General features: G+C 41.3%; 21 protein-coding genes. 8 read left to right on the forward strand and 13 right to left on the reverse strand.

Annotation, left to right across the window (positions count from 1 at the left end; translation table 11 throughout):
• Window positions 1–136 precede the first annotated feature (136 nt).
• Entirely contained in the window at window positions 137–271 is a 135-nt protein-coding gene (locus QZ562_RS07615; protein ID WP_293758858.1) for a hypothetical protein, read from the reverse strand.
• 187 nt (window positions 272–458) lie between these two features.
• Here QZ562_RS07615 and QZ562_RS07620 point away from each other — a divergent pair, with 187 nt between their 5' ends.
• The 7 genes from QZ562_RS07620 (at window position 459) to QZ562_RS07650 (ending at window position 6,276) form a co-directional block, all read left to right on the forward strand.
• Entirely contained in the window at window positions 459–1,337 is an 879-nt protein-coding gene (locus tag QZ562_RS07620) for an AraC family transcriptional regulator (protein WP_293758859.1), read from the forward strand.
• Between the two features lie 201 nt (window positions 1,338–1,538).
• Window positions 1,539–3,713: a TonB-dependent receptor gene (locus QZ562_RS07625; protein WP_293758860.1), complete on the forward strand. Its 2,175-nt coding sequence runs from the start codon at window positions 1,539–1,541 to the stop codon at window positions 3,711–3,713.
• A 269-nt stretch (window positions 3,714–3,982) separates the two neighbouring features.
• On the forward strand, window positions 3,983–4,435 hold the full coding sequence (azu, locus tag QZ562_RS07630) for an azurin (protein ID WP_293758861.1): 453 nt from the start codon (window positions 3,983–3,985) through the stop codon (window positions 4,433–4,435).
• A gap of 248 nt (window positions 4,436–4,683) precedes the next feature.
• Entirely contained in the window at window positions 4,684–5,133 is a 450-nt protein-coding gene (locus QZ562_RS07635; RefSeq protein WP_293758862.1) for a hypothetical protein, read from the forward strand.
• A gap of 49 nt (window positions 5,134–5,182) precedes the next feature.
• On the forward strand, window positions 5,183–5,398 hold the full coding sequence (locus QZ562_RS07640) for a hypothetical protein (protein ID WP_293758866.1): 216 nt from the start codon (window positions 5,183–5,185) through the stop codon (window positions 5,396–5,398).
• The gene (sodN, locus tag QZ562_RS07645) at window positions 5,395–5,901 is read left to right on the forward strand and encodes a superoxide dismutase, Ni (protein WP_293758867.1); all 507 of its coding nucleotides are present in this window, start codon (window positions 5,395–5,397) and stop codon (window positions 5,899–5,901) included. The genes QZ562_RS07640 and sodN overlap by 4 nt, the downstream gene beginning before the upstream one ends.
• Window positions 5,902–5,976: 75 nt before the next feature.
• The gene (locus tag QZ562_RS07650; RefSeq protein WP_293758868.1) at window positions 5,977–6,276 is read left to right on the forward strand and encodes a S24/S26 family peptidase; all 300 of its coding nucleotides are present in this window, start codon (window positions 5,977–5,979) and stop codon (window positions 6,274–6,276) included.
• A gap of 243 nt (window positions 6,277–6,519) precedes the next feature.
• On the opposite strand, the gene QZ562_RS07655 is transcribed toward QZ562_RS07650, so the two are convergent.
• From QZ562_RS07655 to QZ562_RS07710, 12 genes are all read right to left on the reverse strand, one after another.
• A complete protein-coding gene (locus QZ562_RS07655) occupies window positions 6,520–7,947 on the reverse strand; it encodes a class II fumarate hydratase (protein WP_293758869.1) in 1,428 nt (475 codons plus the stop codon).
• A gap of 34 nt (window positions 7,948–7,981) precedes the next feature.
• On the reverse strand, window positions 7,982–8,353 hold the full coding sequence (locus QZ562_RS07660; protein WP_293758871.1) for a hypothetical protein: 372 nt from the start codon (window positions 8,351–8,353) through the stop codon (window positions 7,982–7,984).
• 875 nt (window positions 8,354–9,228) lie between these two features.
• Window positions 9,229–10,329: a DUF1513 domain-containing protein gene (locus QZ562_RS07665; protein WP_293758873.1), complete on the reverse strand. Its 1,101-nt coding sequence runs from the start codon at window positions 10,327–10,329 to the stop codon at window positions 9,229–9,231.
• A gap of 31 nt (window positions 10,330–10,360) precedes the next feature.
• A complete protein-coding gene (locus tag QZ562_RS07670) occupies window positions 10,361–12,589 on the reverse strand; it encodes a TonB-dependent receptor (protein WP_293758875.1) in 2,229 nt (742 codons plus the stop codon).
• 8 nt (window positions 12,590–12,597) lie between these two features.
• On the reverse strand, window positions 12,598–13,839 hold the full coding sequence (locus tag QZ562_RS07675) for an imelysin family protein (RefSeq protein WP_293758877.1): 1,242 nt from the start codon (window positions 13,837–13,839) through the stop codon (window positions 12,598–12,600).
• An 8-nt stretch (window positions 13,840–13,847) separates the two neighbouring features.
• Window positions 13,848–15,242, reverse strand: coding sequence for a di-heme oxidoredictase family protein (locus tag QZ562_RS07680; RefSeq protein ID WP_293758879.1), 1,395 nt, complete (start codon window positions 15,240–15,242; stop codon window positions 13,848–13,850).
• A gap of 79 nt (window positions 15,243–15,321) precedes the next feature.
• A complete protein-coding gene (locus QZ562_RS07685) occupies window positions 15,322–17,004 on the reverse strand; it encodes a di-heme oxidoredictase family protein (protein WP_293758881.1) in 1,683 nt (560 codons plus the stop codon).
• An 83-nt stretch (window positions 17,005–17,087) separates the two neighbouring features.
• Window positions 17,088–18,485 (reverse strand): imelysin family protein, encoded by a 1,398-nt coding sequence (locus QZ562_RS07690; RefSeq protein ID WP_293758887.1) that lies wholly within the window; start codon window positions 18,483–18,485, stop codon window positions 17,088–17,090.
• 78 nt (window positions 18,486–18,563) lie between these two features.
• Window positions 18,564–19,025 carry a hypothetical protein gene (locus QZ562_RS07695; RefSeq protein WP_293758889.1) on the reverse strand — a complete coding sequence of 154 codons (462 nt, stop codon included), beginning with the start codon at window positions 19,023–19,025 and terminating at the stop codon, window positions 18,564–18,566.
• Window positions 19,026–19,052: 27 nt separating this feature from the next.
• Window positions 19,053–19,469 (reverse strand): hypothetical protein, encoded by a 417-nt coding sequence (locus QZ562_RS07700; RefSeq protein ID WP_293758891.1) that lies wholly within the window; start codon window positions 19,467–19,469, stop codon window positions 19,053–19,055.
• Between the two features lie 185 nt (window positions 19,470–19,654).
• Window positions 19,655–21,202, reverse strand: coding sequence for a DUF3413 domain-containing protein (locus QZ562_RS07705; RefSeq protein WP_293758893.1), 1,548 nt, complete (start codon window positions 21,200–21,202; stop codon window positions 19,655–19,657).
• Window positions 21,203–21,220: 18 nt separating this feature from the next.
• Entirely contained in the window at window positions 21,221–21,439 is a 219-nt protein-coding gene (locus tag QZ562_RS07710) for a DUF1414 domain-containing protein (RefSeq protein ID WP_293758895.1), read from the reverse strand.
• A 122-nt stretch (window positions 21,440–21,561) separates the two neighbouring features.
• On the opposite strand from QZ562_RS07710, the gene yejK reads away from it, so the two are divergent.
• The gene (gene yejK / locus QZ562_RS07715) at window positions 21,562–22,674 is read left to right on the forward strand and encodes a nucleoid-associated protein YejK (RefSeq protein ID WP_293758897.1); all 1,113 of its coding nucleotides are present in this window, start codon (window positions 21,562–21,564) and stop codon (window positions 22,672–22,674) included.
• Window positions 22,675–22,704: the final 30 nt, after the last annotated feature.

Consider the following 22,704-nt stretch of genomic DNA (forward strand, 5'->3'; position numbering starts at 1 on the left):
TTCCGAGACCGGTGTCATCGATGTTTCCATTAATTGTACCTCACCCTGATCACCATATGCTAACACCTTGCAACTTTCCGTTAGCGCCTTGATATTTATTGCGTGACATGTTCTGCATATGTTCTCATCCCATTTGTCATTGCACAGTGTGCACGTATCGCCTTGCTCCACTTGTTCTTGCGACGTTCTGTACTTGTTCGACTTGTGATGCATCATGCCTGTCAAACTTTGTTAGCTGCTGTTGCTGTTTGGCGTCTGCTTGCTTTGTCATTTCCTCATGCTCCATTGCTATTATTTGCATTAAGGCGCGATCTATATTTTACACCTCGCCTATCAATAACGGATGGTTGTCAGTATCAGGTTTATGTTTAAAACCACAGGTTTCAAATTTTACTTAAAAGGAACTGAACCTTCGGAGTGTCAGAATATAAGTGAATAAAAAGAGATAAGTACGGTTTATGTCGATATGCAAACTCAAACAAATAGATGACCTTATTTCACCTGAAAATAAGGCATTTGAAAACGGCACTACACGATTTGGCGAACTTTGGTCAAGTCAGCATCATCTAAACACTGACACCACATACAACACAAAAGTGCCGGAAGGTCTGCATATTGGTTCTGGCTTTGCTAATTTGCAGTTTCAGTCCCTTTCGCTCGGGCAAATTCAGACTTGCGGAGCGTCGTTGCAAATCCTTCAATGTCCTGCAGGTTTTGATGAAAATGTCACTACGCGAATAGGTAAAGGGCGGGTATTTTCCGGTGGTTTACATTTCTCTGACATCGCTACTTTACAGTCTGAAGAATTACAGAATATTTTAGCTAAGCTGTCAACCGATGCACCGCTCAATATTTCAACTAATATTCCCTTTGATATAGCGAAACGTCTCTGCTCTAGTGCTGATCAGTGGTTTCAAGGCAAAGCGTTAGAGTTATATATGGAAGCAAAAGCGTATGAGTATATGGCGGTTGCTACGGCGGTACTGTCAAATAACGACTTCATATTAGCTAAAAACGTGACACGTTATGCTAAGCAGGCTAGGGACATTATTGAAGCCGATCTTGAAAATGTACCCACACTTGCCGTAATGGCGAGTATAGCTGCGACCAATATTAGATCACTTACCCAAGCATTTCGAAATAGCTACGGATGTACTATTCAAGAGTATGTAACCGAACGTCGAATGGAGAAAGCAATCATGTTACTTGAACAAGGACATAGCGTATCTGAAACCGCTTATCGGATTGGCTATAGTCTGCCTTATTTTAGTGAAAGATTTAACACTCACTATGGCTTTAATGCCAGCACTGTGACTCGTCATTTGAACAATCAATAAACGCTAATCAATAACCGACAATCAATAAACACTAGCGCTTTGCCCAATTGCTGAAATAAAACACCTTATTGCTGAAGTTATCATGATGACTTATCAATTATAATTGTGAATGATAACTATTAAGATTAACAGTATTCAACAATTGCTTTGTCTATTTTCCAGCTCAACAAAGACAGTAGATAGAAGCGCTAAAGGAAATATATGTTCAAAACAGCACTTATATTAGTCAGTACCACTATAAGCCTAAACAGCCTTGCTCAGTCTTCTGACCTTGAAAGCCAAGAACAGAATATTGAAAAAATGGTCGTGAATGGTTTTAAGCTCAAACAAACTATCCTTGAAACTCCTAATTCGGTCACTGTATTGAGTCGTGAACTCATCAAAAAGGCTAATGTTGAAGATCTTAGGGATATAAGCAAAATTGCACCCAACGTCTCGGTCAATCAAATTGGTCAGGTGGGCCCAACATCGATTTCTATTCGAGGTATTCAATCAAACCCGTTCGTCGTTAACCGAGTGGCGGTTTATGTAGACGGTATTCCATTTCGTGATCCTGGCACGATACAACTTAATAATATCGAACAAATTGAAATTTTACGTGGCCCGCAAAGTACCCTGTACGGCGCTAATGCTAATGCCGGAATTATTATTATTAACTCACAAGCGCCTGATGGTGAAGAAGGTGGGCAGATAGGGTTAAAACTAAAGGCTTTTGAAGGACGCGCTACTCAAGAAGTAAGTGGCAATATTTACGGTAATCTGAATAACAATTTAAGCAGCATATTTAATTTTCGTTATGAACATGGTGATAGCTATGTGAAAAATATCGCTAGCTCTATTGATGAACAGGGAGAAATTAATGATTTAGCCCTAAGTACCAGACTTCGTTATCAATTCAACGATGATACACAACTGAATATGATCGGTATTTATAATGAAATTGATGCCCCAGGCCTTTATGAACAAGAGTTTGCCCCTTTGGATATCGACGCTTATAACGCACTGTATGCTGAGTCTTTTAATGCAGGGCTGACAGTAGGTGATTTTGAAATTGTCAACGATGCGCCCAAACAAACCAATGCAAAAGAGTGGGCGTTAGGGTTCGCGTTAGAAAAAGATTATGATGCCGGCGTTTTTCACGTGGTGAGCAGCTATCGTAATCGAGACGATGAATCTTATGGTACTGATTTAGACCTCACTGCTGCCGCTTTTAGTGCAGGAGGGACTCAGTTAAAAGATACTTTTTGGAACCTAGAAACGCGTTTTAACAGTGCAGAAGATGAAATTGTTCAATGGGTAATTGGTCTTAATTACCTCTATCAAGAACGAACACGTATATTATCGACATTAATAGGACCTGGTAACATCGATGACTTTTCTCCCGCTCCAGAACAACGCTTTGATGCAAAAGACACCGCAATTTTCGGACAGGTTATTTATCCTCTGACGGATCAACTTAACATGACGTTTGGTCTTCGCTACGAATCAGCATCACGTGAGATTGAGCAAGATGCAGGCGAACTGGATTTGGGCGCACTCGGTGTGTTTGGTTTTCCTGAAGTCGCACAAAGTGAGCAGGATAAAACTCTTATTCCTAAATTCTCTCTAAGTTATGTATTTGATAATGAGCTGAGTGTTTACACCACAATGACCAAAGGTTACCTACCTGGCAATTACAACCTAGTTGTAGCTGGTAATGGCGCTGACATTGCAAATGAATTTGGCAGTTATGACAAAGAGCAACTATGGTCTTACGAAATAGGCAGCAAAGGGTATCTATTCCAAAACAAATTATTCTTTTCTGTCGCGGCATTTTATATCGATGCTAACACTTGGCAGGAGAATCGTATTTTAACCGATGCTGAAGGTCGAGTTTTATCAACCAATCTGATTAGCTCAGATGCAGCAATAAAAAGCCAAGGTTTGGAGGCTGAACTGTCTGGATATCTGACTAAAAAGCTCTCCATTAATCTAGGGTTTGGTTACACCGATGCCCAGTACAAGGATTATCCATTTACTTCTACTCAAAACCTGAAAGGTAATAGTGTCTACTTAATACCGAAATTTGATGCCTATCTAGGCCTGATTTACCGATTCACAGACCATTGGTATGTGCAAGCAGACTGGCAAGCAATAGGAAAAACGCCACTTAATCCAGAAGGAACTGCGGTCAGAGATAAGCAATATATTGGTGGGCTGTCAGCAGGCTATGAAACAGATAAATGGTCAGTGTCAATAAATGTGGAAAATATAAGTAACCAACGATATGCAGCGGGACAGGCATACCAGAACTTTCTATTTGGAGATGATGGTAATTTCTATGCGCCTTTGGCTTCACCTAGAATGATCGGGTTGGCTGTAAAAATGACGTTTTAATCGCCTAAAGATAGACGATATTAAGCAACGGGTTGTATGTAAATATAGCCCGATTTTTTATCGCATATTTGTTATTAAATTTGATGTGTGTAGATCTTATTTTTGGGCGAAAAATTTGATGACATAAGATACATTTTATTACGTAAATAAACGCTTATTCCACTCTATTTTAAAAAGCAAACAAATAAAACTTAACGCAAATAGTAATTGTTATCATTTGCATTGGGTAAATTTTAATGTCATCATGAATTTTTATAAAGGGTAAAAATATGAAATTTTTATATTATGGATGTTTGCTAATAACACTCATTTCCTCTGACGTATATGCAAACTCTTGCAACATTGAAGTTCAAGTAGGTGACAATATGAATTTTGTTCCTGCAGCAATGACAGTGTCTGCATCAGCCTGCAAAACAGTGACGATTAATTTAACCCACACAGGCTCACTTCCTCGAAATGCGATGGGCCATAACTGGGTGCTTTCTGCCACCGAAGATGCGCAAGGGGCAGCACAAGAAGGATGGAGCGCTGGACTTGAAAATCAATATTTGAAACCTGCCGACATTAGAGTCATCGCCAATACAAAAATTATTGGAGGAGGCGAAAGTGACAGTGTTTCATTCAATCTTAGTGATCTGAAGGTAGGTGGTGACTACACTTTCTTTTGTTCTTTTGTAGGACATTTTGCAATGATGAAAGGTACATTCACGATAGCTGAGTAGACAGACGACACAGTAGAACTATAAATTCTACTGTGTCGACTATCATAATATGACTTCTACATACCCCCATACTTGAACTTAAATTGGAATGTACCTGGCACGGCAACGTGGCTTAAAAAAAATTTTGAATAACGCTTCGAGCATTACAGTAACCGTCTCTATTTTCCTGCGAAGGTGCTTTGAGGCAAAATAATTTACGTTATTATATTCATAGTTAATTTGTGCTGTTTTGTTACTGGAGAGATTGCATGCAAAAGGGTAAAAATATTAATCAAGACCCGCATTTTATGTCTTGGAAGTACCATACTTTAGCAGGTAATTCATATTTCGAAAAAAATCAAATTATGGATTCTATTGAGCATTATGAAATCGCGATTTGCGAAGCGATTATGCTTATCAATATGCTCAATTCAGGAAAAGCAGCGGTTGCTGCACTACTTGCTAGCTTTCATAACTTAGCTGAATTATATACCCAACAAAATGAACATGCCTTAAGTGAGAACGAGTTTACTAAAGCCTACAACATTATTAATGCCCTATTGCTCAACGAGCAATCTGAGGAGCAAAAAGAAGCATTAAGATGGGGTAAGAGCAAAGCCAATTTTGCCTTACTCCAATTTAGACATCTGCATGACGATAGTTTTTTACGAAAAAATCAATGTCAGCTTAGCAGTGTCACCACGAAGCAGCCAAACTAATCTCTGGGTAAAGACTCTAGCGTTTATTTAACTACAATAAGGAATGACCATGAAACCTATTATCCAATGTGTAATATTTACCCTGCTACTAGGCCCTAGTTTTTATTCGTTCTCTCACCCTGGCCATGAGCACAGCCATTGGATCAGCGATTTTTTACATACAGCCTATTATGTGTCGCTATTTGCATTGCTTAGCACCGGCGTATTTCTGCTAACAAAAGTAATGATTAAAAAACGCAATAACACCAATAAGGAACATATATGATTGCTGGCTTAATTCACGCATTCGACAATAAATTTGGAATAGCCTCGGCGGCAGCGCACTGCGATATTCCGTGCAAAATTTATGATCCTATTGTAGCGCAGGTAGCTTGCTTAAGTGTGCTGCGCTTTATAGACCTGATAACAGAATTAAGTGATAAACCGCAGCTTACGGCCGCCGAATATTCACAGCTAAGCCGCTTAACGCGAGAAAAAGAAATTCATGCTAATAACGTTAAAGAAGAGATCCGGGTGATTTGGGGAGACTATTTTAAGGCACCACAATTAGAGCAGTTTCCCAATACACATTCTTTAGTGCATGAAATTATGTTAACTGCATCAGCGTGTAAACAACATATTGTGCGTGACAAGGCAGAGCAGTTGCTAAGCTTAGTGAATGAATTTGCAGATAGTTTTTGGCGCAGTAAGAATTTGTCGACCTACACGGCAATATGTCCGTATCCACCCAGCGAAAAGGTAGTGTATCCAAGGCTTAGCCAACATTAGATAGTTACCAATGTTGCGATTTTATAATGTTACGATTTTTATAATGTTACGATTTTATAATGTTACGATTTTATAATGTTACGATTTTATAAAGTAGTGGGTGCCAGTATGACACCCACTTTTTATCAAGGTGACTATGTATTGTGCTTAACCTGGCCACTTTTTAGATTCACAGAAAGTCAGGTGGTCGTCGTCAATCACCCTAAGTACCAGACCATTATTAAACGCATCAAATATATCAAACAGATTAGTGATAATCGAAGTTATTGGTTAGTCGGCGACAACCCTCAAAGCACGAGCAGTCAGGAATTGGGTTTTGTAACCCAAAAAAATATTGCTGGACTAGTGCTCCTGAAAATTGCAAACAAACGTTAAGTAGTATCTTGTTAACCCTTGTAAATAGCATTTTATGGTGCCTAAAAAACGTAGTTTGACAGCTTAATAAACGCTATAAGCATTGCTTCTATTTGGTGCTTACCCTTGTGTGAATCGTATTTTTCACTGTCAACAATGGTGTGTGCTTTGCAAAGAATTGCATGAAAATTATTAGTTAACTTGAAACGTTAGTTTCGTGCTGCCACGCACCAGTAAATTCATGGCGATAAGATAAGGAGCATATTAGAGTCCTCCCTTGGTGAGGGTTAATGGTTTAAGAAGAATGAGTAACTCGTCGCGTGAAATATCCGTCATTTGTTGTGCAACGTCGACAATGGGACGACTTTCTTTATAAGCTCTTTTAGCAATGTTAGCCGCTTTCGCGTAGCCGATGATTGGGTTAAGCGCGGTCACTAAAATGGGGTTTTTATCGAGTGCTTTATCCAAATTAGCTTGATTGATACTAAAGCCTTGTATCGCTTTTTCTGCCAGCATAATCAAACTGTTGCTCATTAAGTCAATGCTCGACAACAAGTTATGCGCAATCATAGGAAGCATAACATTGAGTTCAAAGTTACCTGACTGCCTGCCAATACTGATGGCTACATCATTGCCGATTACCTGTGCCGCCGCCATAGCAACCGACTCCGGCACAACAGGATTGACCTTACCTGGCATAATAGAAGAACCGGGTTGCAATGCCGGCGGCGCTATTTCGCCTAAGCCGGCAAGTGGGCCAGAATTCATCCACCTTAGATCATTTGATATTTTCATGAGCGCTACGGCAATTGTCTTTAAAGCGCCAGACACATTCACCGCAATGTCTTGGGAACCTATGGCGGCAAAATAGTTTGGGTTTGGCCGAAACGCTAGGCCGGTCTTTTCGCTTAAATCATCGCACACTATTTGCGCAAACTTTGGATGTGTATTAATGCCTGTGCCAACCGCTGTGCCACCTATCGCGAGTTGCGTTAAGCTAGGTTGTAAATGTTGCAATACAAGTATTTTCTGAGACAACTGGGCCGCCCAACCGCCTAACATTTGATCCATCCTAATGGGCATGGCATCCATTAAGTGAGTTCTGCCTGTTTTGCAGATGCCGTACAGTGATTTCGCTTTGTGTTTAATTATCTCTACTGTGCTGACGAGCGCAGGCAGTAACTGTTGATCTATAGCAATGGCGGCACTAACGTGGATGCAGCTAGGAATGACATCATTGCTGCTTTGGTCAAAATTTACGTGGTCGTTAGGACTCACCTCGCACGACAAACCAGCCATTTGGTTAGCAAGTTTACACAGTACTTCATTGGCGTTCATATTGGTGCTGGTACCCGAGCCAGTTTGAAAAACGTCGACCGGAAAATGCGACATTAAATCCGGTGTCGCCAACAATTTGTTGGCCGCAATGCTTATCGCTTCACCCACATCTTGAGGAATAAGTGCCAGTTTAACATTGGTGCAGGCCGCGCTTTGCTTAATGCTCAATAGGGCACGAATAAAGTTTTCAGGCAGAGTAAGATCACTCACCGTAAAATTATTGATAGCGCGTTGAGTTTGTGCGCCGTAAAGCGCATCAATAGGTATCTCAAGCGATCCCATGCTGTCTTTTTCAATGCGGCTTTGGTTAGCTTTGATTTTATCGCTAGTCGCAGACTTAATACTGCTATCCATGCTATTGAATCTAATGTTTATAGCGTTAATTCCACTAAATATTTTGACATAGCAATATAAATTTGTGTTGTAGAAGAAGGTACTGCTGCTCAAGCTGAGGGCTGTCGCCGCTTTTTTTCATCAACTGCAGGGGTAGATTAATTTTGTCTAGACAAAGCTCGCGCCAATGCACTGCAACCGACTCATCGACAATAGTGTCGTAAAGAAGTTGAAACGCCCTTTTAGCAACAACAAATTTAGCAGCTGAGGTTTTTTTGGCTGCCGCTAAGTCTGCAATTTGCAAAAGATAAATATTAACCAGCGGCGGGTTATTGTGCTCCATACCCCGACGAATTCGGGTTTCAATAACATCTATTGGGCGGCCAGCTCTTATTAGGTTCGGGCTATTCTGTGGATATCTCTGCATGCTGGTTTCCTCATAACGGTCGCTTGCTTATTTTAAGTTCTACTGGTGAAAGTTTCGGTTTTTCGCTACTAAGCTCGACGCCTGTCCTCGCTTGTTGGGTCAACATAACCATCGCGTGGCGCAGGTCGTGATCTTTGGTAATGGGCTGCTTAAAACAAGTAAAGCAGCTTGATGAATGTGGTGACTTTTATTATTCATGTTATTTCCTTTAAACCTTACATCTAGTGGAACAATTAGTAGCGTGAGGGCATGTCTAAGAAGACTGTATCACCCGTAAACTCAATTAACAATCATTCGTATTCGTATTAGTATTTATTTTTTGCGCTGATGATTCCTGATATCTCAATTTATGAATTAAAAGGTTTTGGGGCAAGTTGCTTGATTAATATGACTTTCAAACAGACTCTCTTTGTTAAAATGAAACCTCCAAAAAATGTGGGTTCAGAGCAGTTGATTTCCTCAGTTAGCAAAGCTGATGTTTTACTTCCTAGTCCTCCTTGCCTCTTTGGTGAAATAGCTTTTTGGTTTCGATGCATTCAAATATAACGTTATGCTTATTATAAACTCTCTAAATCCTTCTTTTCCAAAGTTGACACTTCCCATTCATCGTTCAATGATCGAGGAACTTGGATCTGATTTAACATGGAACACTGAGAGTGAAATATTAAAAGCAACATTAAAAGCAATATAAAAAGCTCTATAAGTCTACTAAGCAAATTACTTTCACGAGGTTTAATTAGTTAGGAAGAATATAATAATCAGTGGTTTATTATTAAGAATAGCTGTAACGGTGTTATTAATAATGAGAAATTGTTGGAATAAGTTTTAGTATCTAAAAGCTATTTTATTCCACTTATAATATGATCAATAACAATTTAACCCGCAGCAATCATCGTCATATGATTATCAAACTTCAGCGCTAATGAGCTAATACTCGTAGGTCCGGTTATGGGGTTTGCGTGGTTTAGCTTTTTGAGTAAACCTTTGCCGCTAGACGCTAACAAGTTGCCATTTGAATAGGCTACACCTGATACATCGCTAAAGATTTGTTGGCCAACAAATTCCTGAGTTGCGGTACCCCAAAAACTAAGGTGAGAGCCTCTTGGGCAACTAACACAAAGTAAGCCATCTTTAACTAAAAGACTGGCGGTGTATTGTTGCATCTTAAACCACTGTGTCTGTGAGGCACTGAAGGCTTGTAAACTATCTTCACCATGATGGGCAAAAACTAAGGGCTGAATAGATGACCTGCTTCCTTGATACTGTGCACCGGTATAAACGACACCCTTTGGGCTAACCGTTAGGTGTCTGATACTTAACTGATTATCCGGTGGTACATAACTAGACAATATTTTACCTGTTGATATATCAAAGTAGGCCAAATTAGGTTGCATGGTTTTAATATTCAGTTTTTTTCGTGGCTGGCTAGGGTGAGTTTCAATGCCACCGTTGGCTATCACTAATGTATTGCCATCAGGCATCAACATTAACTCGTGTGGGCCAATGCCACCGGAATCGAATCGGTCTAAGACTTGGTAGGTTTGTGCATCTCGCACCACAATCAGGCCACGCTTTTTGTCATACAAATTTTCGGTAGTGTAGAGATATTTATTATCTTTTGAGAATGCACCATGTCCATAAAAATGGCTATCAGCTTGGCTTTGAATGTGGCTAACTATTTCGCTGTTGATAAAGTCGACTTCTATGGCAAAGCGATCAGGTCGACGAGCAAATACCAATGCGTGTCCGGGTTTGTGTGGCAATGCTAATGAGTCATGGCCACGTGCGGGGAGATTGACTGTACTAACAATCTGTCCTTGACTGTTGATCGCCGCAACCATATTTTGACCTTGTTGATCGTTACATGTGCTGACTAACCATTGTTCAGACTTTTGAGCAGTGCAGGCGGGCAAAAGCCAAGCGGCTAATGCCGCTTGGCTTGCACCTAACATAAATTGTCTGCGGTTAATTGTCATCGAAGATTATTGTCATTGAAGATTATTATCATTAAAACGCATATTTGGCACCTAGAATAAACTGTCTAGGTTTTCCGGGTCTTGCGCCAAAAGGCCTGCGAGATACGATATTTGCTTCATTGGTCAGGTTATCTAACTTGACGTATATTTTTAAAGCCGCATTTATTTGGTACCAAGCGGCTAGGTCAATTTGACTGATATCTGAGGTCACCACTCCTGCTAGCTCAACACCTGTGCCAGCTGCTTCTGACATTTCGGTGATATATTTGTAGGCCAAGACTAGTTGCCATTTTTCACCCGTTAGACTCACGTGTAAATTAAATTGATTTTCTGGCAAATAGGCTAACTCATCACCCACGCTAACATTGCCCCATTGTGAGAACGTTGAGTCAAAAGAGCTCTGGAATTCTGATTGAGTGTGGGTGTAAGCAATTTTAATGGGCAACGACAGACCATTGGCAAACTCGAACTGTCCACTGGCACTCAACTCTGCGCCGTATATATCGACTTCGCCACCGTTAAATTCCACGTCAAGCTCTGTTTTGCATCCACTAGAGAAGGTGCAACTGCCTTTTAAATTGCTGTAATCGTTGAAAAAACCTATGACTTCGATTTGCCAATCCGCCACACTTGCCCTTAGCCCTAGCTCGTAATTCCAACTTTCTTCTGGCTCGATGTCGCTTGCTTCACCGGGGCTATTGGGCACAAAACCTTTGTTGATGCCAGCCAATAAACCTAGTTCTGGGCTGATTTGATAAAACACCCCAGCACCTGGCAACACCACGGTATCGCTATTGTTTTGCAGCGTTTGTGCTAAATAATTGTTGGACTCGCCCTCTATATTTTCAACACGCAATCCAAATGAGGTGTGTAAATCGCCAAATTGTATTTTGGAATTCACAAAGGCGGCAATAGCGGTGGTGGTGTCTTTGTTGCTGGTGGTGATTTCATCTGTATGTCCAGTATACTGCAATTGACCACTAACCATGTCGAAGTAACGCGCTCTGTGAAGTCGTTCGACTTGGTCTTGGTGAATACGCAACCCAGCATCGACCGTCATATCGGCTTCACCTAGTTTACTGTCCCATGACAGTTTGGATTGCATGCCTTGGGAATAAAAAGTTCGGTCGTTGAGGGTAAATATTAGGGTTTCATCAGAAGTTAACGAATCAGTATCACCTTTTAATATTCTCAAAAAACGTTCACTTAGGCCTGTTTCTGGTGCCGCTAAGACACGGTCGATACTGCGGCTTGAAACAAAACTGTTTAATCTATCCCAATCGCGGTTAAAGTCTCGTCGATACATTTGGGTAAGCAACGTTATATCTGGATTTATCTCGATATAGTGAGAAGCCTGCATTTGTAAATGCTCCCAATCAAACTTGTCGTTTTGACTGGCGGCATAACGCTGGTAGGGAGCATCGGTAAAGTCGGCATCGGTTAGTCCTAAATAGGTTTCGTGAGATACTTCTTCGGAATAACCTACTTTGAATTGGACTTGCTGGTTGTAGGGATCGTCAGAAAATTCATAATGGGCTTTGGCTAAAATCCCATTTTTTACAAAACCGGTATTATTATCGTTGACCAAAGACTTAAAACCATCAGCTCTTAGGTGCACACCTTCAAGCATTAAGCCTAAATTACCGATGTTTTTTGAATAATGCCCATGGGCTTTGCCGTAACTTTGTTGGCCTAATGCCAAGTCTAATTCACCGCTGTCTTTTGCATTCACTGAGCGGGACAACATATTGATTGCGCCGCCTACAGTATTGGGACCATAAGTAATGGCTGACGGCCCTTTGAATACTTCAACCTGAGTCATGCGAGATATATTAGGAAAATAATAGGCCGCGGGGGCAGAGTAGGGCGCTGGCGCAATTAATACACCATCCTCCATCAAGGCTATTTTGCTACTTCGTTCGCTGGTAGCTCCCCGTAATCCGATATTCGGGCGTAATCCGTAGCCGTCTTCTTCGCGGATATATACCCCAGGCACACTTTGTAAAACACGATGGATGTCGTCGAATTCAAACTGCTCTAAGGCTGCTTTGTTTAATACAAACCCTGATCCTGTCGCCGTTTCTAATGCCTGCTTGTTGCCAAAAATCTGAATCACATCTTCGATGTTATTTTGCCCATTTTTGTCTACATCATTTTGGGCTGATGCCGAATTTGCTATTGGCAGCATTAGGGCGCTAACGATGCCTAGCATGACTCTAGATAGCTGAATATATTGGGTTTTGGTGGTTGTTATTTGCATGGTAAAAATTAGTCGCCGTCAGAAGAGTTAAAACCAAGGTTAAGATCTAAAGCTTGTGTGAAAGTTACGTCTATAAGATCTATCAGCACGCGCATTTCTGCGACTAAGTCTGTCAATGCCTCGCGACCTGCTGCATCAGCTAACATCGTTTCGTAAGAATCAAAGTTTTCATTGATTTGCTCAATTTGGGCGACGATAGTAGTTAATGATGAAGTGATCTCTTGGTTGATGCTTTGTTGTTCTAGGAAGTCAACTAAGATTGCATCGAATCCCAAACCGTTATCGTTAGTATAGATACTTAAAAAACTGTTAATATTGATGCTGATACTGGCTAATGACTTATCGCTTAAATAGTGTTCTGCATCGCGAGCCTTGCCCGGTGAACTAGCACCTAACACTTCATTTAATTTAGTATCTTCGACAATTTCAATATGTTGCAGCCAATTAGTGGTTAACTCCTCTAGCGTATTTTTGACTGAAGTGAAATCGCCTGTACCAGCCACAAACTCTGCCCGGTAGTTGCCTCCTGTTGCTTGCCATTCAGCAGTAATGTCCGTGCTCATGTTCAATAAGTTTTCTGCAATGGCGCTGCTTACCTCGCAGCGTTTTTGTCGATCGGTTGCCGTTAGCAGAGAATCACTCTCGACTTCAGAAAATAACAAATATTCAAGAGCTGGTATGCCTTGCGCTCCCAAATTTTCGCCTGACACGTACTCGGCAGTTATTACAAATTGTTCAGCAATCAGAGCATCAACACCACGACTAACGGCATCATTTTCATCAGGCCAAAGTTGGATACGAAGTAAGCGATCGTCCTCCACTACGGCTCCTACTTTTAACCATTGAATTTGTTGCCAAGCCCCATTAAAACGTTGCCAATCCTGTTGTAGCGTTATTAAGTCAGCGCTATTGGGCGAGTTAGTGGTCGAGGTGCTTGCCGAGGTGCTTGCCGAGGTGCTTGCCGATAAGAGTGCACAAAATACATCTGCTGAATCTTTCAGTGTTTGTGCTTCGGTCTGCATGGCTGCATAACTTGGAATAATGTGTTTATCTGTTAAATCCACTAAATATAAGGCGAATTGATCTTCTAAGGTAGAAGTTGGGATAAGGTTAACCACCACTGGTGGGATCACAGGTGAGGCGCCACGACTACCGCCAACACTACCGCCACCACCACCACATGCGGTTAATGCCAAGCTTATGGATGTGGCTAAAGCCAGTTTTGTCAAAGAATCTACAAGTTTGTGCATATCTGCTCCTAAATGGCATCTAAAAACGCTAACAATGCGTTTCGTTGTTGTTTATTTAATTGAATGAAGTTTTGTTGGCTAATGTGCGCTTCACCGCCATGCCATAAAATAGCTGCGGCGACAGTTTTGGCTCTACCATCGTGTAAATACAGGTTTTCACTGCGGATGTTTTTTCTAGCACCAATGCCCCATAAAGGTGGGGTACGCCATTCGGTGCCATTGGCAGCATACTCGTTAACGCCATCTGCTAAACCTGCGCCCATATCGTGTAAAGCCAAATCTGTGTAAGGCCAGATGGTTTGATTGGCAAGGCTCTTGTGTGGATATTCTGCATCTGTTGTGTAACTGGCTGTGTGGCAGGACTCGCAGCCTATTTTGTAAAATAATTCTCGGCCTTGTTGGGCTGTCGCAGAGTCTAAATTTCTAGCAGGGGGCACAGCAATTAGCTGATTAAATTGAGTGACTAAGTCCAACAACTTATCAGGAATTTCTACCGACTGATGGCCGCCAATAACTGATGCCGCCTGGCAGTTAGGTTGCCCAGTACTGCACGATTCAGTACCAAAGGAAGTATTAGTGATACCTATATCATCCCTAAACGCTGCTGCTACTTGCTGATGCAAACTGGGGTGTTTAGCTTTGTGGCCAAAACGGCCGATGCCTAAGCGGCTTGTACCTGCAGAGTTTTCGACTGAATGATGAAAAGTAGCAGTGTTGTGGCTTGAAGGTGCAATAGGTACACGGTTGTATTTGGCCGATATACCATCTTGGTTGGCATCATAAATATCTTCTTGGGCAAGTAAGTCTTGTTCACTAATCGCATCTAACAATCCCACACCATAAATCACTGGAGAAAAGCGCGGCGAAAGAACAGTACGTTTATCTAAACCTCCATAAGCTAAGTCGGTGAGTTGATAAGTGGGCTGACGCAAGATGTAAGTTGTACCATCCGCATACTCGCCATACACTGCTTGATAACCTAATTGCAATTTGGCTTCACCCAATAAGTCAGGTTGAATGCTGTTATGGGTTATAGCGATGGCGCGAGGTTGCAATTGATCGCCATAAATAGGATCGCTAAAAAGTCCATCCTCACCAGAGCCAAAGCGAATTACCAAGGCAGTTGGTTTAGAGTTACCCTCCTCTGGTGCAGGCCCTTTGCCACCTAAAGAGTGGCAGCTAATACAAGAGCGGGTATTGAATAATGGCCCTAGACCATCCCTGTCTTTAGTCGAACTAGGGGCGATGACCCAAGGATCACGAAAAAGCGAAAAACCAGTCCAAAACAGTAATTCCTGTTTTCGGTCTACATTTCTGCCTACTTGTACAAAACTTCTATCAGACAAACCTTTTCCGGTCATGCCACCTGCTGGCAGGTGTTCTGCCTGCTCAAAATCGGGCACGGATACTTTGCTACAGCTTGTAAAGCAGGTCATCAAAATGATGAGCCAATATCGATTGTTTATCATTTATTGATAGTCATTAAAGTGACTCAATAAAAGCCAGTACTTGCGAACGCTGGGCACTGCTAAGTTGTTTAAAGGCGGTTAAACTATTTTGTGCTTCGCCACCATGCCACAACACCGCTTCTTCAATAGTCCGTGCGCGGCCATCGTGGAGGAAAGTCGCGGCAGCGTTCACAGTTTGTACTAAGCCTATTCCCCATAAAGGTGGTGTTTTCCACTCCGAGCCCGATGCCATACCTTGCGTTAAGCCATCGGCTAAACCGTCGCAGCGTTGCACATACATACATTCTTCGCCTGTTGTACAACTTGTCTCATCAGCTGTTTCACGTGTCACAGCGCAACTGCCACCCATATCGTGGAGTAACAAATCGGTGTAAGGGAAAATAGTTTGGTTGGATAACATTTCGATAGGTGCCGCATTTTCTTGCAGCCCACTAAATGATATTTCTCCTAGTACACTACCTGCTGCTTTACCAGTGACATGTCTTGGGGTATGACAGCCAATACAGTCAACTTCAAAAAACTGTTGACGGCCTGCTGCTATGTGGGTATCCCATTGTGCGTTGTTGCTATCGAATCCGCGCCTAGCGGGCACACCTAATACACGGTTATAAAATTCGACTTGAGCCATTTCTAAATCGCTGATGTCGTATTGCTCTCCCACTTTTTTTTCTCGCTCGGCAACAGCTAAACATGCGGTTTGTGCTTCGGTACAAGATTCATCTGGGAATAGGCTGCTGGTAATACCAATATCACCTTGATAAGCAGCGGCACCTTGCTGAAGAACACTTGAAGTCTGACCTTTATAAGTAAAACGGCCAAGGCGGGTTTCATTTCCAGACAGGTCGGTGACCATCGAAGCTCGGCCTGAAATGCCATCGCTGTTGGTGTCGTTGTCATCAGCCAGTGCGAGTATGTATTGTTCAGGAATAGCCTCTAGTAAACCCACACCAAAGACCTGGGGTGCGACTCTTGGAGAAAAATGTATATCGGTGGTGAAATTGCCAAAACTTAAATCTTTGGTCTTGTAGACGGGATTACGTAGGCTATAAGTTGTGCCGTCTGGATAATTACCCGTTATCTCTTCAAATTCGATATAAGTGTATGCCTCGCCCACTAACACATCACCATTAATTGAACCATTATAGCTGGGCCATCCTGAAGTAAAATCTGATGTACTAAAACTTTGTTCAGCAAACGTTTGTAGTTGATTACCATAGATAGGATCTGGTGCACCTAAACTATCGCCAATTTTGATTAACATGCTAGTAAAAGGCTGATCAATGCTGTTTGGCAACACTCCACGCCCGTCGTTTAAGTGGCAACCTTGACAGTTGCTGGTGTTAAGCAAAGGACCCGCGTCTTCGTGTGGGGTTCTAAAAATGTGATCACCTGAGGTAAAATTTCCGTCTAAAGTAAAATCATCAGCAATGGGATCGGGTCGGGTGCTAAACGCACCTTCATCACTTATAAATAAGGTAGCATCGCCACCCGACAAGTATTCAGCATCATCGATAGTGTCGGCATGTAGGGGTGTTAAACCACTATGGTCGAGTACTGGCTCAGGATTTGGTGTGGGGGCTACAACAACTGGTAGTGAGACTTTTTTGTCTGAACTACCGCCGCCGCAGGCTGTTAAAAATACTAAAACCACCGCAACTTTGAAGGGTTGAAGTGGTTTGTTAGTGGTACTTTTCATGATGCTTTCCAAATATTTCACTTTTTTTGAAATGACAAAGGGGCGCATCCGCCCCAATTAAAAAAAGTCCCTTTTATGCCAAATTAGCTGCCAATAGGCTCTTCAGTGTCTTGACGTAAATCGTTAGTGGTTACACCTAAAGCCACAATGGCTTGTTCGATGTAATTAGTCTGATTAACCAATGTGTCGATGACTGCAACTACATTAGGTTGATTAATACCTTGTTGAATTAACACATCAAACGGCGTACCTGTTTTGGCTTTAGTATCGATAACTGCAGCGGCTGCCATGGTCGCTTCTAGTGAAGCACGCAAGTTATTGGCAAGTTCATGTTCACCCTCAACCACCATTAAATCATAGATAGATGCGCCTTCAATTTGCTCACCGTCGATGCGTGTATAACTGGCGTTGAAAGAGTTCTGAACACCTTTAGCATTTAAGAAGATATCTCTGTGGGTGTTATCACTAAAACAAGAGTGTTCATCTTCTTGTGAATCCGTTTTTAAAGAAATATTGATACGTTCACCGGCTAGCTCGCCATAACTTAAGCGGCCCATTCCTTCTAATATTTTTGCTAATGATTGATCACCACCTGCAATAAATGCATTGTAATGAACACCGGCACTGGGTTCCCATGCTGAAGCAATAATGGCTAGATCGGCAATTAATATGTCGGTTACGGCTAACAAATAATCGCCACGCCTGGCACAGATATCATCTGTTACCGCAACGTCACCAGAGGTACATTCACCTAAAGCGATAGAAAAATCAGTTACTGGTCGCTGACCGCCACTTGAATCTCTATCTCCCGAACCAGACGAATCTTCGTTTAAGTCCTGTCCCCAAAGTAAAAACTCAATTGCGTGATAACCTATCGTCACGTTCCTTTCATCTTCACCAAATTCAGACACACTTTGAATGGTTTGGGCATCTATAATTGGATAGTCAGCAGTATTAGCAATAACGTTACCGCTTAATGCATTAGCTGCGCTTTCTGGGCCAGAGTCACCGTCAACTACAACCGCGACATAGTCGATAATTGCTTCACCTAAGGGCCATGCATTGATTCGGCCTTCAGGACCATCGCCATCCTCACCCATTGAGCCATCGGCTAATACTGCATCAATTGGACCGGCTCTAAAGCGATAAACTTCGGTTTGACCATAAGGTTCGCGAGATGCTAACCAAGATTTTTTAGCACTGCTGAAGTTAGCTTCTGTAGGTTGTGCAATAAAAGTGGCGAGTGTATCGCGCATAGTTTGGACTGAGATTAATGAATCGGCATAAGCGGCATAGGCGATGTTTGCATTTGATGTGATCACATCGGTTCGAGTAACAAAGTTGCTTACACCGTTAATACCATTTGTTCCTGATACGCCGTCAGTGCCATCAACACCCTGAGTACCGTCATCCCCATCGTCTACGCAAGCAGAAAGAGACAATGCTAGAAGCAAAGCTAGGGAGATTGAAGATTTGTTCATGTTTAATCCATTTAATGATAATGATAATGATTCTCATTATTGATCGTATTAACAATAAGTCAAGCTTTTAAGTTGATTTTAATGGATCTGTAACCTCGAACTAGTTTTCACTGATGATGCTGCAGCAGTTAATATGATGTCGCTGTTAGCCTCAGTGATAGCCCTAGAACAATGCTCAAAAAAGGCCACTTTTGTGGCATAGCCTAAAGCACAGTCAATAGCACATTTCATTTTACTTCTTAGATGTTGCAGTAACGCGCTGGCTGCCTCAATTTGGTTAGTTGAGGCGTAGGCATGTGCCAACATAATGGCTAACGAAGTTAAACTAATGGTGAGCTGTGGCGACTCTAGACGTTTATCAAAAATGATTTCCGCTGTTTCAAACGCGGTACCTAAAAAGGGTATTGCTTTGTTGGGTTGATTTTTTTGTAGCAAATGTTCAGCTAGCTTGGTCATCTGCTGAACGCTAGCAAACGCTTCTTTGGGGTGTGAATCGACCCAAAATCTATGATTAGGACAAATATATTTATATTCTGTCATGACAAACTCCTATTAAACATTGTTAATTTAAGGTCGTTTTTTGACACTAAGCTGACGAGATTGTTTAGTGCAAGTGGGCTGATATTTACTGTGATTATCTTCAAAGTAATAAGTGTGTAAGGTTTGAATTTCTTGGACTTTTTGCTGGTATTGTTGAGGGTCCAACATTTCGTATAGTAGCGGCAAGAATCGTTTTATATAGCGATAACATTGTTGACGCCAAACGCTTGAAAGGCAGTGATCGCACATGGCATCAATTAAAGTATTGATAACGCGCATGTGCCCATGCTGCACAGCCGCTATGCAGGAGTGGCTTTTGGCTCGTGCTAATCCCATATGCACGTAGCAATTTATGATGTCTCCGTCACGGGTATTGCAATCGCCATCACCATAACGAACAGATATTTCAACAGCGGAGAAAGTAAAGCAGTAATCTAAAGACATAAAGCACTCTAATGTAAATGATAACGATTATCATTTACATTAGAGTGCTTTTAATATTATGTCAATGCAGAAATGAAAAATTGACCTAAAGCTCGTCAAAATCAGTTGAGCAGCGAAGCTCTTATGTCAAGAGCGGTCCGAAGACAGTAACAATTAGGAGAGTCAGAAAACCCCAGAAAAGTTAGTTATAAAGGTTTGATTGAACGCTTAGCCGAAAAGCGACTGAGATGTTTAATCCCTTGGCTTAGAATATTGGGGTCTACCTGACTAAATGCTTCATCGCCTGTTTCCAGGTCAAATACACGTACATTGCCATTATTCATTATCTCAATTCGTTGATTGTTGGTTAGTAATAACACTTTACTCCCTTGAGTGCTGACAATGTAATTGAGGTTACTTTTCTGAGTGAGGGTATTACCTGTGCTATATGTCGCGGGGTTTGCTTTACAGCCCAACAAATTTAAGGCGGTGGGTGCTACATCTTCTAGGCTGGCCATCGATTTTTTAATATTAATGTTAGTCAGTAATGAATTTTTTAACTCACTCTGATTAGCGAGGTCAGTAACAATTATTTGATATTGCGCTAATACATTTGGTGTTAGAAGCTCATCTAATTGCTTTACTTCAACAAAACCGATGGATAGGTTGCTAGAAGTATTAAATATATTTTGCTTAAATTGCTGCCATTCTTGCTGATAAGTGGTCAGCCGATTATTACTGATATCGTTAAGATACAATGACACACTCAGTCCCATTGAGCTGGGCAATTGAAGTAATAATGGTGAATAATTTTGTAAAGCACCATGGTACAGCTCAGGTAATCCGTATAAAACTGTCGTGATACCGTTCTTCAAAGAGGACTGTAGCAAGTAATGTTGTTCAAACTCAGATAAACCTACCGTTGAAATCGGCATTTCCCCATCTACAACTGATAACAATAATACTTTCTTAGTATTGTCTACTGAGCAATAAACTGGTTCAGCCGGGTAAACAATACCTTTCATTGTTTTATTAAACTGCAGAGCCTTGCGCTGCTGATAGTCTTCTATGTCGAGTAAACTATATCTGGCCATCAATGTTTTAGCTGTGGCTGGATATGATAGAGGAAACATATTATCTTGCTGCACGATTGGCTGGTACAGGTTAGCATCGGCCCAAACATGCATGGCATGGCTGGCAACAAAGCAGCTGACAAAAAAACTGCTAATAGGTAAACCCAATTTGCGTTTTTGTAATCTACTAATACGTTGCCATAATGCATTCGCAACAATTAATTGAAATGATAACCAGACCACAAATAGCAGAAGCAAAAATCCCCATTGTTGCCAACCAAATTGAGCAAAGGCCGTTTGTGTTTCGTTACGGATAAGTTCTGCTGAGTTAACACTAAGGTGCACGCCATATTTGTTATAAAGTAATGCATCAAAAGCTAACAATGCCAAACCTAAAGCTGCCAATACTGAACTTAAGGCCTTCACAGCTTTTGCATTGGGTACTAAGTAGCAAAGTGGTAAAATAAGGATGACAAAACCAAAAAATGTCAAAAATCCAATGTGACTGACCCAATTAGTAAATAAGTAAAATGTCCCTAAAGATGATCCAGGGGCGGGAGAATTAAGGATGTAAATGGCGGCAATAGTCACTGCAATAATAATATTAAGCAGTGCAAACCAATGACCCCAATTAACTAATTGGGTGACTAATTTTCGGCGCGGAGTTTCTGAAAGAATCATTTATCCTGTGAACCTTTTTTATTTTCCATTGATACTTTTTAAGAGTACTTGTGTAAACTGCTCAGCCATTTGTTTGCGAAGGTTCTCTGGGACTTGCTGGTGGAAAATATTAGTAACGACATTACCTAACACCATAAGTGAAAGGTCTCGGTTAGCTTGATTTTTTTCTAAAGCAATAATGATGTCATGCATGATGGCTTCAAATTGGCTGTCAGAGTATTTGGATTGTTGTGGCATGTTGCTTAGCTCGGAAATTTCTAACTTCTAATATTTAATGATAGTAACAATGGTCTACATAAAATGCGAATAAACCAACAAGTTACCGACTAAATTTAATTTATTTTTGTTAAGGAAAAAATGTGAGTGCGTTAATCCATCATTTTGTTGTACACCAGTTAGCCGTTAATCAACAACAGGAACTCGTTTTAGTGCCTCGAGCCAGTTGCTTTAATGTGAGTCCAGAAATTGAAAATTTAGCTCAACAAATAAATCACGCTTTTAATACTAAACCCAGTAAAGGGGTAGGCGCGTTTGTGACTGAAAACGCCGAGATAGTCAGTGTGAGCCGTGATACGTTAATTCAAGAAGAGCCCTCAGCTGATAAAGAGCCCTCAGCTAATAAAGAGCCCTCAGCTGAAACACAAACACCCCACATATCGACATTTAAAACGCTGCTTGAAGATATGCAGTCCGAAAAGCAAGACTTCGTCGAGTTTAGTATCCAAGCTAGTGAGATGCTGAAAAAATCTTTGATTGATACCGGCACTCTCGAAACAGGGTTTGTGTTGTTTAGTCATTACCAGTTTTTAGCAACTGACTATTTGATGATAGCCATCATCAACACTAAAGAACATGTCGAAATAAACCGAGATTTAGAGCTAACTAGTAGTGATCATCTAGACTTAGCTAAAATGCAATTAGCGGTTAGGATTGATCTGACGCAACTAGCAGTGAGCGCAGAGCAACATCGCTATATTAGTTTTATCAAAGGTCGCATGGGGCGCAAAGTGTCAGATTTTTTTATGCACTTTATTGGTTGTGAAGAGTTAGTCGATGTTAAGCAACAAAATAAACAGTTATTAACTACTGTGGATGCTTTTTTGTCAGCTGAACAGCTAGACCCACAAGAGAAAAATCAAGCCCGAGAAACAGTTTCCGATTATTATAAAGAAAAACTAGAGCTAGGCGAGGATATTCAAATACAAGAATTGGCTGCAAAGCTACCCAGCGATCATGTTAGTTTTGAAGAATTTAACCAAGGCGCAGAGTTACCATTGGAAGAACAGTTTCAAGCTGACCGAAGCGTCCTAAAAACATTGGCAAAGTTTAGTGGACAGGGTGGAGGTATTTCACTCAGTTTTGAGCGCAAATTACTGGGTGAGCGGGTGAGTTATGATGCGGGCTCTGATACTTTGATGATTAGAGGTATTCCACCTAACTTGAAAGATCAACTTTTGAAGTCACAAAGCTGACATCTTGCAAGTAATCTTTATACTAACCTT

It is taken from the genome of uncultured Paraglaciecola sp., from assembly GCF_913058035.1.
In the GTDB taxonomy this organism is placed as follows: domain Bacteria; phylum Pseudomonadota; class Gammaproteobacteria; order Enterobacterales; family Alteromonadaceae; genus Paraglaciecola.

Excerpts from the sequence above, each read along its gene's own strand:
- QZ562_RS07655 (WP_293758869.1), bottom strand. The coding sequence starts at position 7,947 with ATGGATAGCAGTATTAAGTCTGCGACTAGCGATAAAATCAAAGCTAAC.
- QZ562_RS07625 (WP_293758860.1), top strand. The coding sequence starts at position 1,539 with ATGTTCAAAACAGCACTTATATTAGTCAGTACCACTATAAGCCTAAAC.
- QZ562_RS07675 (WP_293758877.1), bottom strand. The coding sequence starts at position 13,839 with ATGCACAAACTTGTAGATTCTTTGACAAAACTGGCTTTAGCCACATCC.
- QZ562_RS07660 (WP_293758871.1), bottom strand. The coding sequence starts at position 8,353 with ATGCAGAGATATCCACAGAATAGCCCGAACCTAATAAGAGCTGGCCGC.
- QZ562_RS07695 (WP_293758889.1), bottom strand. The coding sequence starts at position 19,025 with ATGACAGAATATAAATATATTTGTCCTAATCATAGATTTTGGGTCGAT.
- QZ562_RS07685 (WP_293758881.1), bottom strand. The coding sequence starts at position 17,004 with ATGAAAAGTACCACTAACAAACCACTTCAACCCTTCAAAGTTGCGGTG.
- QZ562_RS07615 (WP_293758858.1), bottom strand. The coding sequence starts at position 271 with ATGACAAAGCAAGCAGACGCCAAACAGCAACAGCAGCTAACAAAGTTT.
- QZ562_RS07690 (WP_293758887.1), bottom strand. The coding sequence starts at position 18,485 with ATGAACAAATCTTCAATCTCCCTAGCTTTGCTTCTAGCATTGTCTCTT.
- QZ562_RS07650 (WP_293758868.1), top strand. The coding sequence starts at position 5,977 with ATGTTACGATTTTATAAAGTAGTGGGTGCCAGTATGACACCCACTTTT.
- azu (WP_293758861.1), top strand. The coding sequence starts at position 3,983 with ATGAAATTTTTATATTATGGATGTTTGCTAATAACACTCATTTCCTCT.
- QZ562_RS07620 (WP_293758859.1), top strand. The coding sequence starts at position 459 with ATGTCGATATGCAAACTCAAACAAATAGATGACCTTATTTCACCTGAA.
- QZ562_RS07670 (WP_293758875.1), bottom strand. The coding sequence starts at position 12,589 with ATGCAAATAACAACCACCAAAACCCAATATATTCAGCTATCTAGAGTC.
- QZ562_RS07665 (WP_293758873.1), bottom strand. The coding sequence starts at position 10,329 with ATGACAATTAACCGCAGACAATTTATGTTAGGTGCAAGCCAAGCGGCA.
- QZ562_RS07635 (WP_293758862.1), top strand. The coding sequence starts at position 4,684 with ATGCAAAAGGGTAAAAATATTAATCAAGACCCGCATTTTATGTCTTGG.
- QZ562_RS07705 (WP_293758893.1), bottom strand. The coding sequence starts at position 21,202 with ATGATTCTTTCAGAAACTCCGCGCCGAAAATTAGTCACCCAATTAGTT.
- QZ562_RS07710 (WP_293758895.1), bottom strand. The coding sequence starts at position 21,439 with ATGCCACAACAATCCAAATACTCTGACAGCCAATTTGAAGCCATCATG.
- QZ562_RS07640 (WP_293758866.1), top strand. The coding sequence starts at position 5,183 with ATGAAACCTATTATCCAATGTGTAATATTTACCCTGCTACTAGGCCCT.
- QZ562_RS07700 (WP_293758891.1), bottom strand. The coding sequence starts at position 19,469 with ATGTCTTTAGATTACTGCTTTACTTTCTCCGCTGTTGAAATATCTGTT.
- sodN (WP_293758867.1), top strand. The coding sequence starts at position 5,395 with ATGATTGCTGGCTTAATTCACGCATTCGACAATAAATTTGGAATAGCC.